The organism is Fulvimarina pelagi HTCC2506 (genome assembly GCF_000153705.1).
Taxonomy (GTDB): domain Bacteria; phylum Pseudomonadota; class Alphaproteobacteria; order Rhizobiales; family Rhizobiaceae; genus Fulvimarina; species Fulvimarina pelagi.
In genome coordinates this window covers 2,043,520-2,056,344 of the sequence record NZ_DS022272.1, presented here as the reverse complement: position 1 = coordinate 2,056,344, position 12,825 = coordinate 2,043,520, and the positions used below count along the sequence as shown (strand labels likewise).

Here is a 12,825-nt window from a genome sequence, read left to right as displayed (position 1 = left end):
CTATCTGGGTTGTCGGTAGGAGCCGATCTCGTTGACGGCCTGAAACCCTATTTTTGCATCCTAACGGTGGTCTTGTTTGGCAAAGCAAAGCACCCATGTGTCGGCCCGAAGACGAAAACAACAAAAATGGATGCATACATGACCCACGAAACACCACTTCCGGGGCAGAAAGCTCCAACGCTCCGAGTAAACACGCTCGGCGGTTCATCCATCGATCTCTCGCAAGACAATCCTGAGAATTTTTCGATCGTATTCTTCTATCGCGGCCTGCACTGCCCGATCTGTCGGAAAGAACTCGAAGAGTTGAACGGGAAGCTTAATAAGTTCGAAGACCTCGGCGTCATCGTCCACACGGTTTCGATGGACGGTGAAGAAAGAGCTAAGCGTCAAAAGGACGAGTGGGCGATCGGAAATCTGGACATCGGTTTCGGCCTTTCAGAGGCAAGTGCTCGCGAATGGGGACTCTTCATTTCCGAAAAGGCGAAAGATCCGGAGCCTGAGAAGTTCAGCGAGCCCGGAATTGCAGCTATCAAACCTGATGGAACGCTTTACTCGCTCCATCTGCAGAATGTGCCGTTCGCGCGCCCAACGATCGATGGGCTGCTTCAGGGCCTCCAATTCATTATCGAGAATGACTATCCGGTTCGTGGCAAGCTAGCGGCTTAACTCGATCGAGATAAATGAGCGACCCGTCGCGCTGGAGGCGTGGCGGGTCGAAATGGAAGAGCAAACCGGTTGGTATCACCAAAACCAGTAAACGCCGGATCTACCGCTTTCATTACTCGCAAGTCGTTTCCGGATTGAACGAATGACGGGTTTGTTTTTTCTGAGCCGCCGCGAGTGCCCGGAAGAAGAGTGGCTCTTTTATCTCTCACAACCTCGCGCCGCCAACGTAGGTCGAAAGAGCCGAAAGATGAAACACCGTCGCCGGAGTCTGCAGAGCCCATAAGGCTTACTAGAAACAATAGCCGCTGTTACTCTGTTTAGTTCAGCAGCTCTATGCGGTCACGATCTTTCTTCCGCATACGTTCCGACTCAGACTTCAATTGCCCACAGGCGGCAAAGATGTCGCGGCCGCGAGGCGTGCGTATCGGTGAGGCGTAGCCGGCCTGGTTGACGTAGTCGGCGAAGCGTTCAATCTGGTCCCAGTCGGAGCATTCGTATCTTGATCCCGGCCAAGGGTTGAAGGGAATCAGATTGATCTTGGCGGGAATGCCCTTGAGCATTCGCACGAGGTTCCTCGCATCCTCCATACTGTCGTTGACGCCCTTCAGCATCACATATTCGAAGGTAATGCGCTTGGCGTTGGAGAGGCCCGGATAATTGCGGCAGGCCTCGAGAAGTGTTGCCAGCGGATACTTCTTGTTGATCGGCACGAGTTCGTCGCGCAGTTCGTCGTTCACGGCGTGGAGCGAGATCGCGAGCATCACGCCGGTTTCCTCGCCGGCGCGCACGATCTCCGGCACGACGCCGGACGTCGAGAGCGTGATCCGGCGCTTGGAGACCGACAGGCCCTCGCCGTCCGAGATGACGCCGAGGGCGGTCGCGACGTTGTCGAAATTGTAGAGCGGCTCGCCCATGCCCATCATGACGACGTTCGATACGAGGCGCCCCTCGGACGGCACGATCGCGCCCGCCGGGGTGTCGACGTCGGGAAAGTCGCCGAGACGCTCGCGGGCGAGCAGCACCTGCGAGACGATCTCGCCGGCCGTCAGATTGCGCACGAGGCGCTGGGTGCCCGTATGGCAGAAGGTGCAGGTCAGCGTGCAGCCGACCTGGGAAGAGACGCAAAGCGTGCCGCGACCTTCCTCCGGGATATAGACCGTCTCGATCTCCACCGGCCGGCCTGCGCCGCGCGGCGGGAAGCGAAAGACCCATTTACGCGTGCCGTCGACCGAGACCTGTTCGGTGACGATTTCGGGCCGCGCTATCGTATAGGCGGCGTCAAGCTTGTTGCGGAGATCCTTCGAGACGTTCGCCATGTGCGCGAAATCGGAAACGCCGCGCACATAAAGCCAATGCCAGAGCTGCGCGGTGCGCATCCGCACCTGCTTGGCCGGCACGCCGACAGCGGCGAGAGCTTCTCCGAGCTCCTCACGGCTCATTCCGATCAGCGACGTTCTTTCGTCTACATCGACCGGAGACAGCCCGGCAGCATCGACGGCGGGCCGGGTTTTCGGATCGGCGAGGTCGAGAGAGACGGACATTGTACAGGAACCTTCAGGCGGACGGATCAACGGCTTTGCGCACGGCACATGGGACACACCGTGCGGTGCAGTTAAGAGGACAATACGGTTTGTTCGTTCGCTAAATGCCGTGTCGACGGCGTTTCTTCAAGCCGGACACGAGGATCGAAGCGTCCCGGCAACGCGAAAGAGCGCCGCGGCAAGGCCGGGCGCTCGTTGGCGATCGATCGACAGTCCCTGCCAACACATTCGGCAGCAGGGAAGCACGCTTCGGACCTATTTGCAGTCCGCGATCGAGTTCAATGCTGCTGTCACGCCGGACAGTGAATAGGTGTAACTTGTATTGGTGCCGCGCTTCGAAGTCGCCGAGATCGTCATCGAGCGGCCCGCGCGAAGGGCTGAAACGAGCTGCGGCTCCTGGGCCGCGTTCTCCATCCAGGCCGAATCGTTCTTGGAGAACATCGCATACTTCGTACCGTCGACGTCCACTTCGACCTTCTCGCCTTCTTTCAGGTCGTAGCCCATGACGACCTGCGGTTCGTAGGCGATGCCCTGGCCCGGCTTTTGCGACACGAGGAAGAAGATGTCGCCATGGTCGACATTGGACGGCTGCATCTGCTTCGGCGTGGAAAGGATGTAGCAGACCTTTCCGCTCGAATCGTTGTAGGCGTAGGTGCCCCAGTCGTTGTACTGGTTCATGCGGGTCGGCGTCTGAGCTGCGCTTGCGGCGCTCGACACAATCAGTATCGCCGCCGTCGCCGTCAGGAGTTTTTTGAAGGTCATGGTTCCCCACTTCGATTGCGTCATCGTATGGCCTTAACGGGCCCCGCGCGTCTTCTGACCGTGGCCGATCTGCCGAAGACCTCGCCTGACCGAGACAGTTGCACGCTTCGCCTTTACCGCGGGTTAACGCTGACGTGTCTCGGGCTCCCGGGCCCTATGGCGCTACGGTATTCCATCGCGGTCCGCGCTTCGTAAAGAAGCTCCATCATACCCCGGGATGGTGCGGACCGATCACGTTTCGTGAAGAACTGAAAGAATCTGGCGACAGTGCGGCATCGGAGCATCAACCGACGCAAATTGCGTAAGCTGCTGCCGAATCTTTGTGAGCTGTCTTATGGTTGCGACAATCGTGCCGCGTTTCAGGACCCCGTTAGAGGTCGTCCAATGTCTTTCGTGCCTGATGATAATGCTCTGGCCGGATGTTCGATCGTACCGCGTTGAAGGCAGCTAGCAACACTGCGATGTCGTCAGTGAAGCCGAGGCCGAGGAACATGTCCGGGATGATGTCGAAGGGCAGGATGAAGTAGAACAGCGCTGAGAACAGAATGGCCCGGCTGGCCGCAGGCGTCTCGGTGTCCAGCGCACAGTAATAGGAGGCGACGACGTCTTCCATGAATGGGACGCGCTTCAGGTTCTTACGCACCTTCTCGAAGAACGATGCGCGGACCGTCTCTTCTTTCTCGCTCTGCTCGTCCGCGCCACCGGGCTGCAAGATTTCCTGAATGCGGATTCTGTCCAGCGCCATAGCCATCCTCCGGGTCGTTCAGCCTATCGAGATGGGACATCTTGAAGGCTGCCTCAAGGGGCGCGTGATAAAGCTGCGCCGTCCCCCATCCGGACTATCTGCCTGAGGACCCGTAGGCTCCCGCCTCCTCGAACGGCTTTCGCGGGAGTGCCACCGCACGGTCCTTCAACTCGAATGGTTCCTCGAGAATGTAGGGACCGCCGCCGATCGAAGCCTTCGACGAATAGAGCCCGAACCGCTTCACCAGAAACGAGGGCGAGCGATAGCCACCCTTTTCGGCCAGATACTTCGCGACGTCCCGGTCTTTCGGCTGGCGCAGACGGGCGATGGTGACGTGCGGCATGAACTTGCGCCCGTCGCTCGGCAAATCAAGCCGCTTGGCGATCCGGTCGATTTCGGCTTGCAGTTCAATGAGCTCGGGCGAAGCGCCCACACCGGCATAGATCGAGTGCGGCTTCTTTGGCGTGAAGGCGCCAAGGCCCTGCAGTGTCAGAGGAAACTGCGGCCGGTCTATCCGATCGAGTGCCTCGACCAGCTCGTCGGCAGAGCGCGCTTCGATGTCGCCGAAGAAACGCAATGTCAGATGGTAGTTCTCGCGGTCGATCCATCGCGCCGACGGCAGTCCACCGGTCAGAAAGGTCAGTGTCGTCGCGACGTCTTGCGGGATTTCGAGCGCAGCAAACAAGCGGGGCATGAATCGTCTCCCTTCGAACTCATCGGGGGCGCCTCGCGGCCACGCCTCAGGCTTTCATCCTTCGAGATATGCCGCAAGAGGGTATCGGCTTTGCACACAGGCCCATGCCATCAGCCTCGGCGCGGTACCATATTCGGAGTTGTAAACGAACGGTCGGGAGGCGTTCGTCGTCACAATCGCAGCGGGATTTACGGTCTGCAGTGACGGCATTGGCATAAAGAAAGGCCTTCCTCATGGCGATCAATGCTGGTTTTTCTCCGGAGCATCCGACCCCTGTGGTTTCGGATGAAATGCACTCTGAAAAGCGGGAATGGACGACGGTGCGGCGACTGCATCCTGGTGAGAATGAACTTTTCCTTGCACATCTCGAGCGGCTTGATCCCGAGTCACGGCGGTCCCGCTTCGGTCACCTCGTCGGCGAGGCTTTTCTGAAATCCTATGCGGCCCGCTCGCTCTCCGGCGACGCCGTGATAGAGGGCCTCTTCGTCGACGGTGTCCTTCGAGGTGTTGCGGAACTGCGATTCTCTGAAGAGGACCGCCACGAGGCCGAGGCCGCGTTTTCGATCGAGCGGCATTTTCAGGGTAAAGGGCATGGCGGCCGGCTTTTCGAGCGTGTCGTCGGTGCGGCCCGCAATCGCGGTGTAAATAGGCTGCACCTTACGTGCCTGCGCGAGAACCATCGCATCCGGGCGCTCGCGCTCAAGCATGGCGCCAAGCTGCTCGCGACCGATCAGGATATCGTCGCCGAATTGCCTGCACGCCCGGCCGATCTCGCCAGTCTGCGCGGCGAATGGCGCCAGGAGGCCGAAGCAATGGCCTACGCCTTTTTCGAATGGCGGCTGGCGAACTGGAAACGCTGGACGGCGCCCCTTTTCGGCGTGAGCGGCGTGGCCAGATCAATGCGCCAGATCTTCGGCGCAAACACCTAGGACCGTGTTCTCGCTTCAGCCCTCAGTCGGTTGGCTGTCCAGAGCCTCGGTCACCGTCGGCATGATGTTGTCCACGATAACACCGACACCCTCGGCGTTCGGATGCATCTTGTCGGCCTGGTTGAGATCGGCCTCTGCCGCTACGCCTTCGAGAAAGAACGGGTAGAAAGTGACGTCGTATTTTTCGGCTAGCTCCGGGAAGATCGGATTGAAGCGCTCCGCATAGTCCTCGCCCATATTCGGCGGGGCGAGCATCCCGGCGAGAATGACCGTTTGACCACGTTCGTTCAGCTGCTCGAGAATCTTCGACAGATTCTCGCGGGTGATCTTCGGGTCCACACCTCGTAGCGCATCGTTCGCACCGAGTTCGACTATCACGAGGTCGGCATTCTCTGGCACCGACCAGTCCAGGCGAGACAGACCGCCGCTCGTTGTATCGCCGGAGACCCCCGCATTGGTGACGGTGACGTCGTAGCCTTCTTCGCGAAGCGCGGCTTGCAACTGCTCGGGAAAGCTCTCGCCAGGCCCAACGCCGTAGCCGGCAGACAGACTGTCGCCGAAGGCGACGATCTGTCGCTGCGGTGCACCCGTCTCCTCCTGTGCTGGCGCAGGTGAAGAGATAACGAGTGGTAACAGAAGCGTCAGTAAAGCGAGAACCGGTTGGAAGCGCTGCACAACGAACCCCATATCGACACATCAGCGCGGACCCGCGCCCTAGACGACGTTCATATAGGTTGATTACGATTTGGCGGAACCGGCGATCCGATTACGAAACGTCCATTTGACGCTGGGAAGCGGGGCAAGTTCCGTCCACGTCCTCAAAGGCATTGATCTTGACGTCGAGAAGGGCCACTCGGTGGGCATCGTCGGCCCCTCGGGTTCGGGCAAGTCGACACTCTTGATGGTGCTTGCGGGTCTTGAGCGGGCAGATGAGGGGGAGGTCGAGATCGCCGGCAGATCGCTGGTCGGCCTCACCGAAGATGAGCTTGCCGCCTTTCGCGGTAAGAATGTCGGCATCGTCTTTCAGTCCTTCCATCTCATCCCAAACATGACCGCGCTCGAAAACGTTGCGGTTCCGCTGGAGCTTGCCGGCTCTCCCGACCCGTTCGATCGAGCTTTGAGAGAACTCGAGAATGTCGGCCTGAAGGATCGCGCCACGCACTATCCTGGCGAGCTCTCAGGCGGCGAACAGCAGCGTGTCGCAATGGCACGTGCGCTTGCGCCGGAGCCTGCTATCCTCATTGCCGACGAGCCGACCGGCAATCTCGACCAAACGACCGGTCGGCAAATCGCCGATCTGCTCTTTGCTGAGCGCAAGCGCCGCAATATGACCCTGGTTCTTGTTACCCACGATCCGAATTTGGCCCATCGCTGTGAGCGTGAGGTCGGCGTCCGTTCCGGGCGCATCGAGGGCGAAAGCGCTGAAGAAACCCGCGACGCCGCCGAATGACTGCTATTGACGTCGACACCTCACTCGCCCCCAAGGCCGGAACCGCAGACGCAGGGCTTCTGCCGACCATCCGGCTCGCTTGGCGCTTTGCTCTGCGCGAGATGCGCGGTGGTCTCAACGGCTTCATCATTTTTCTCCTCTGCATCACGCTCGGGGTCGGCGCGATCGCTGCAGTGAATTCTGTCGCGTCGATGATGAGCGATGGCATAGCGCGCGAGGGGAGGGCGATCCTTGGTGGTGATCTGCGTTTCCAGTTGGTCCAGCGTGAGCGCACACCGGAGGAGGCGAGCTACATCAACAGCCTGGGCGAGGTTTCCGAGACCGCGGGCCTGCGCTCGATGGTTCGTTTGGAAGATGGTTCGGACCAATCACTTGCCGAGGTGAAGGCGGTCGATAGCGCTTATCCACTTTACGGCTCGGTCGAGACCACTCCGCCGATTGCTCTCGAAACCCTCTTCGAACAGCGAGATGGACGGTACGGCGCGATCGCTGCGCAGGAACTCTATGACCGCCTGGATGTCGAACCCGGCGCAATCGTACGACTCGGCGACGCCGAGATAGAACTGACCGGTGTCATCAATCGCGAGCCTGACATTCTTTCGGACGGCTTCGCATTCGCGCCGCGCCTGATGATGTCGCGTGCCGGTCTCGATGCGAGCGGTCTTATCCAGCCGGGCAGTCTGGTTGAATACGACTGGCGTGTGCGCCTGCCGGCCGGCAGCGACGCCGAGGTTATGGCGGACGAGGCGCGCGACCAGTTCCCGACCGCCGGCTTCCGTGTCCGCACCGCCGAGGACGCCGCCCCCTCGCTCCAGCGGAATATCGAGCGCTTTTCGCAATTTCTGACGCTCGTCGGCCTTACTGCGCTCATCGTCGGTGGAGTCGGTGTCGCCAATGCGGTGCGCGCCTATCTTGACGGCAAGCGTCCGGTCATCGCCGCCTTCAAAAGCCTCGGCGCGGCAGGGCGTCTCGTCGTTCTCGTCTATCTTTTCCAGATCATGGCACTCGCCGCCGTCGGCGTTGCGATGGGCCTCGTCCTTGGCGCGATCGCACCCTTCTTGACGGCGAACTTCCTCGAAAGCGTGATTCCGGTCGCGGCGGACGCCTCATTCTACCCGGGAGCGCTGTTGATCGCTGCAGTCTTCGGGTTTCTTACTGCATTGACCTTCGCACTCCTGCCGCTCGGCCAGACGCGGGACGTCGCCGCGACGGCCCTTTTCCGCGATGCCGGTGCAACCGCAACGGGCCGACTACGCTGGACTTACGCCATCGGGACGGGCGTGCTCGCCCTCTGCATCGCCGGCCTCGCGCTCTTCATGGCGCGTGACAAGCAAATCGCGCTCGTTTTCCTCGGTGGCACGGCGGCAGCTTTCATCATTTTACGCGGCGTTGCCGTCGGCGTAATGGCGCTTGCCCGGCGCGCGCCGAAGGTGCATTCGACGCCGTTGAGGCTCGCGCTCGGCAATATCCACCGTCCCGGCGCGCTGACGCCGTCGGTCGTCCTCTCTCTGGGTCTTGGTCTGACGCTGCTCGTGACGCTGGCAATCATCGACTATGACCTCAGGCAGGAGGTCGGGACGGGGCTTGCCAGCCGTGCACCGAACTTTTTCTTCGTCGACATCCAGAACAACGAGATCGACCAGTTCCGCCAGGCCGTCGAAGAGGCCGCACCCGGCTCGGATCTGGAAGCAGTTCCTATGCTTCGCGGGCGGATCACTCATCTCGGGGATCAGGATGTTGCGACGATGGAGATTCCGGAAGAGGGCGGCTGGGTTCTGCGCGGCGACCGCGGCATTACCTATTCGGCAGAAGCTCCAGAAAATGCCTCGCTTTCGGCCGGCGAATGGTGGGCGGAGGACTACGACGGCCCGCCGCTCGTCTCCTTTGCAGACGAGGAGGCGCGCGAGCTTGGTCTCGAAGTCGGCGAGACGATCACCGTCAACGTGTTAGGCCGCTCGATCACAGCGGAACTCGCCAATTTCCGGGTGATCGAATGGGAAAACCTCTCGATTAACTTTGTGATGGTTTTCTCGCCCAACACTTTCGAAGGCGCGCCCCATGCCTGGCTCTCGACACTGACCCTCGACGACGGCGGGGCCGACCGCTCGAACGCGGTTGTTGCCGCCCGCGAAAAAGAGATCGTCAACACAATCACCAATGCCTTTCCGGCCGTGACGTCGGTCCGCGTCAAGGATGCGCTCGACGCCGTCAATTCGCTGATCGCGCAACTCGCGTTGGCGATCCGCGTCGCGGCGGGTGTGGCACTGATCGCTTCCGTGCTGGTGCTCGCCGGCGCGCTCGCGGCAGGCAATAGGGCGCGGGTGCACGATGCCGTCGTGCTGAAGACGCTCGGAGCGACGCGGGTGACTCTCATCAAGGCGTTCGCAACCGAATACGCGCTCCTCGGGCTCGCGACAGGAATTTTCGCCATCGGCGCCGGGGCGATCGCTTCCTGGTTCGTCGTCGATCAGATCATGACGTTGCCGTATGTCTTCGACTGGACGGTCGCCCTGACGACGCTCGTCGTGTCGCTCGTACTCACGGTGGGTTTTGGCTTGGCTGGCACGTGGCGCATCCTCGGGCAGAAAGCGGCGCCGGTCTTGCGCAATCTCTGACGCCGTCGGTGATGTCATCCGTAATTTCGGTTGAGATCTCGGCAGAGCTCGAAGCCGTTCCGGATATCGCCTTCCGATCTTCGTTCGACGATTTAGGAAGCGATCAATGGTCGCACGAGCCGCATAGACTGCTGCTCGCATGACGATAGACTGCTTGGACGCAGAGTTTCGAAGATGACTTACGAATTGTTCACGCTGATTTCAGCCGGAGAGAAGCGCAAACATTCGCGAAGGGACCGGAAACTCTTGTGTCCGGCCTCTCAACACCGCATATTATGACCATCGCTGGGCGTCCCGCCAGCGGCCCTTGATCAACCCGCTCTCGTCCTAGAGAGCCAACATCGAGCACCCGACGGGACACTCGTATAAGGATTCAAACGAATATGGCTGACTATCGGAATACCAGCGCGCGCACGGTGCCTGCTGCCGGTACAAGAGCGGACATCGACCAGGGCCTGCGCAGCTACATGCTGAAGGTCTACAACCTGATGGCAGGCGGTGTCGCTCTGACCGGCGTCGCGGCCTACGTAATGTATATGCTGTCGTTCGTGACAAACGACGCCGGTCAGGTCGTCGGACTCACGCAACTCGGCAACACGCTCTTCAATACACCGCTCAAGTGGGTCGTGATGCTTGCCCCGCTCGGCATGGTGTTCTTTCTCTCGTTCCGCATCCACAAGATGAGCGTCGCAGCTGCGCAGACGACCTTCTGGGTTTATGCGGCGATGGTCGGCGTCTCTCTCGCGTCGATTTTCGCAGTCTTCACGGGCGAGTCGATCACCCAGGTGTTCTTCATCACGGCAGCTTCCTTCGGTGCCCTGTCCCTCTGGGGCTACACCACCAAGCGAGACATCTCGGGCTGGGGTTCGTTCCTGTTCATGGGCGTGATCGGCATCGTGATCGCGATGATCGTGAACATCTTCCTGGCCTCGCCGGCTCTGCAGTTCGCGATCTCCGTCATCGGCGTTCTCGTCTTCGCGGGCCTGACGGCCTACGATACGCAGCAGATCAAGGAAATGTACTACGAGGGCGATGGTTCGGCGGTCATGGGCCGCAAGGCGATCATGGGCGCGCTGCGCCTCTACCTCGACTTCCTGAACATGTTCCTCTTCCTGCTGCAGCTCTTCGGCAACCGCGAGTAAGCGGGAACAAAGAGCCGGACGGTTCCGGACAGTTCCAACGACTTGTGGAAGGGCGGCCTTCGGGCTGCCCTTTTTGCATTTTGAGGGATGGTGTTTCGAGCTATCCGTCCCTTACGACATTCCCGTCACGAAGAAAGAGGACGCTGCAAATCGTGCAGTCCAACGCCGCCATCCGCGCTGCCACCGAAGCCGACATTCCCGCCATTACCGCCATCTACCAGGACGAGGTGCTCAACGGTACGGCGACCTACGAACTGGTGCCGCCTGAAGCAGCCGAGATGCAACGGCGGTTCCAGACCCTACTGGATAACGACTATCCCTATACTGTCGCACAAACGCCTGACGGCGCCCTGCTTGGCTACGCCTATGCGGGCCCGTATCGGCCGCGTCCGGCCTATAATTGGATGGTCGAGGACACGATTTATCTTGCCCGAGAGGCGCGCGGACAGGGCCTCGGGACGCTGCTTCTCGCCGATCTCATTGCCCGCTCCGAGGCCCTCGGCTTTCGGCAGATGATTGCAGTCATCGGCGGCGCCGACAACAATGGGTCGATCCGCGTTCATGCCCGCCAAGGCTTCGAGATGATCGGGACGATGAAGGCAACCGGTCTCAAGTTCGGCCGCTGGATCGACACGGTTCTGATGCAACGCAGCCTGGGGGAGGGGATGGATACGATCCCTGACAAGGACGCTTATCCCGGAACCATCGGGCGGTAGTCGTCGCGTCGAGCCCTTACGGCTCATCGTTTGGAAAATTTGGAATAATCGAGTTCATGCAGACCACGTTTAGTGCTACGGCCCATGCAATCGCGCTCGTCGCGCTTTCGACCGGCATCGCATGCGTGCAAGTCGGCGCACGTGCGCCGGACGAGGTGGCCGCGAAACTGGAAGATCGATTGGAGACCCGCGTCGGTGTCTTCGTTCTCGACACGGGCACCGGGGAGACCTGGGAGCATCGTGCCGATGAACGGTTCCCGATGGCGAGCACGTTCAAGTCCTTCGCCTGTTCGGCATTGCTCGATAAGGCTGCGAAGGGTTCCCTTGCGCTCGACGATACGGTGGCCGTGGAAGTCTCCGATCTCGTGACCTATTCACCGGTCACGGAGAAACGCGTCGGGAGCCGCCTTAGCCTTCGCGAGGCTTGCGAAGCGACGCTGCGCACCAGCGACAACACCGCCGCGAACATCGTCCTCGAAGCCCTCGGCGGGCCGCAGGCCGTCACCGACTTCATGCGTTCGATCGGAGACGACGCTACCCGCCTGGACCGCTACGAGACCGCTCTGAACGAGGCCCGACCTGGCGACGCGCGCGATACAACGACACCGCGCGCGGCCGCCGAAAGTTTGCGGACACTTCTCTTGGATGATGGCTTGGGAGCATCGGATCGGCAATTGCTGGGCAACTGGATGCGCTCGAACGAGGTCGCTGGTCCGTTGCTGAGAGCCGGCATTCCGGACACATGGATTGCCGCAGACCGCAGCGGGGCGGGCGGTTTTGGGACGCGTGGCGTGACCGCCGTCCTCTGGCCGCCCGAACATGCGCCGTTCGTGGTCGCCGCCTATCTCACCGGCCGAGAGATTCCGATGGAGTCGCGTAACGAAGCTCTGGCGGAGATCGGTCGCGCGGTTGCCGGTCTCGTAGAATAGCTCACGGGACGGCTAAACGACGCCGTGAGCAAACTCCCCAATCGACCCAAGACTCAAAGAGCGGAAATCGTCGCGCTCAGTCCGCGTCGACTATCTTCAAATGCTTGTCGAACACGCCGAGCACAATCCCGAGATCATGGCCGCGCTTCATGATCATGCCACCGGAGTTAATCACCTGGTAAGCGCCCTGTTTCCGGGCGAGCTTGGGGTTCTTCTCGACGCGGTAGATCGGCATCTCGCTGCTGCGTCGGAAGATCGAGAACACGGCGCGATCTTTCAGCATGTCGATCCCGTAATCGCGCCATTCGCCGGCGGCGACCATTCGGCCGTACACTCTCAGGATTTCGGAAAGCTCTTTGCGGTCGAAGACCACTTGTGCGTCCGACCCTCTCTGACCAGGAAAGGCGATGAGGTTGGGTGAGTCGGTGGCGCTCGCGATGGTCATTCGGATCGATTACCCCTTTTCCTCGATATCCGTGGCTTAGATCTATGCCACCGTCGTTCCGAAGACCCTAGGACGGAACAGCCCGTACTTTAACGTGACACGGAAGTGGGCATCGCGACAATCGCTTTCAAAGCCAGTTTCGCTTGAGAAAGCGAGATCCATGATTGTGCCGCTCAAGCTCGATTTTTCGA

Annotated in this window: 13 protein-coding genes; 7 read left to right on the top strand and 6 right to left on the bottom strand. The window is 60.5% G+C overall.

The features are described 5' to 3' along the window. The first annotated feature begins 9 nt into the window (after positions 1-9). Positions 10-666 carry a redoxin domain-containing protein gene (locus FP2506_RS09555; protein ID WP_244404157.1) on the top strand — a complete coding sequence of 219 codons (657 nt, stop codon included), beginning with the start codon at positions 10-12 and terminating at the stop codon, positions 664-666. Positions 667-983: 317 nt separating this feature from the next. Here FP2506_RS09555 and rlmN read toward each other — a convergent pair whose 3' ends face one another. The 4 genes from rlmN to thpR all read right to left on the bottom strand — a co-directional run bounded on the left by rlmN (position 984) and on the right by thpR (position 4,408). Further along, positions 984-2,207 (bottom strand): dual-specificity RNA methyltransferase RlmN, encoded by a 1,224-nt coding sequence (gene rlmN, locus FP2506_RS09550; protein ID WP_007067257.1) that lies wholly within the window; start codon positions 2,205-2,207, stop codon positions 984-986. A gap of 255 nt (positions 2,208-2,462) precedes the next feature. Then, a complete protein-coding gene (locus tag FP2506_RS09545) occupies positions 2,463-2,969 on the bottom strand; it encodes an invasion associated locus B family protein (protein WP_007067256.1) in 507 nt (168 codons plus the stop codon). Between the two features lie 370 nt (positions 2,970-3,339). After that, a complete protein-coding gene (locus tag FP2506_RS09540) occupies positions 3,340-3,714 on the bottom strand; it encodes a YkvA family protein (RefSeq protein ID WP_007067255.1) in 375 nt (124 codons plus the stop codon). A 94-nt stretch (positions 3,715-3,808) separates the two neighbouring features. Then, positions 3,809-4,408 (bottom strand): RNA 2',3'-cyclic phosphodiesterase, encoded by a 600-nt coding sequence (thpR, locus tag FP2506_RS09535; protein WP_007067254.1) that lies wholly within the window; start codon positions 4,406-4,408, stop codon positions 3,809-3,811. Between the two features lie 233 nt (positions 4,409-4,641). Between thpR and FP2506_RS09530 the strand changes: the two genes are divergently transcribed. After that, positions 4,642-5,337 carry a GNAT family N-acetyltransferase gene (locus FP2506_RS09530; RefSeq protein ID WP_007067253.1) on the top strand — a complete coding sequence of 232 codons (696 nt, stop codon included), beginning with the start codon at positions 4,642-4,644 and terminating at the stop codon, positions 5,335-5,337. A 15-nt stretch (positions 5,338-5,352) separates the two neighbouring features. Here FP2506_RS09530 and FP2506_RS09525 read toward each other — a convergent pair whose 3' ends face one another. After that, complete coding sequence (locus FP2506_RS09525; protein WP_007067252.1) at positions 5,353-6,024, bottom strand: arylesterase; 672 nt, start codon at positions 6,022-6,024, stop codon at positions 5,353-5,355. 58 nt (positions 6,025-6,082) lie between these two features. On the opposite strand from FP2506_RS09525, the gene FP2506_RS09520 reads away from it, so the two are divergent. The 5 genes from FP2506_RS09520 (at position 6,083) to bla (ending at position 12,189) form a co-directional block, all read left to right on the top strand. Further along, entirely contained in the window at positions 6,083-6,787 is a 705-nt protein-coding gene (locus tag FP2506_RS09520) for an ABC transporter ATP-binding protein (protein ID WP_040489071.1), read from the top strand. Beyond that, positions 6,784-9,402, top strand: a complete 2,619-nt coding sequence (locus FP2506_RS09515) for an ABC transporter permease (RefSeq protein WP_007067250.1) — start codon at positions 6,784-6,786, stop codon at positions 9,400-9,402. Before FP2506_RS09520 ends, FP2506_RS09515 begins: the two co-directional genes overlap by 4 nt. 383 nt (positions 9,403-9,785) lie before the next feature. Further along, entirely contained in the window at positions 9,786-10,544 is a 759-nt protein-coding gene (locus FP2506_RS09510) for a Bax inhibitor-1/YccA family protein (RefSeq protein WP_007067249.1), read from the top strand. Between the two features lie 152 nt (positions 10,545-10,696). After that, positions 10,697-11,260, top strand: coding sequence for a GNAT family N-acetyltransferase (locus FP2506_RS09505; RefSeq protein ID WP_007067248.1), 564 nt, complete (start codon positions 10,697-10,699; stop codon positions 11,258-11,260). 56 nt (positions 11,261-11,316) lie between these two features. Then, positions 11,317-12,189 (top strand): class A beta-lactamase, encoded by an 873-nt coding sequence (gene bla / locus FP2506_RS09500; RefSeq protein ID WP_007067247.1) that lies wholly within the window; start codon positions 11,317-11,319, stop codon positions 12,187-12,189. A 76-nt stretch (positions 12,190-12,265) separates the two neighbouring features. Here the strand turns inward: bla and FP2506_RS09495 are convergent, their stop codons facing one another. After that, the gene (locus FP2506_RS09495) at positions 12,266-12,634 is read right to left on the bottom strand and encodes a DUF2794 domain-containing protein (protein WP_007067246.1); all 369 of its coding nucleotides are present in this window, start codon (positions 12,632-12,634) and stop codon (positions 12,266-12,268) included. Positions 12,635-12,825: the final 191 nt, after the last annotated feature.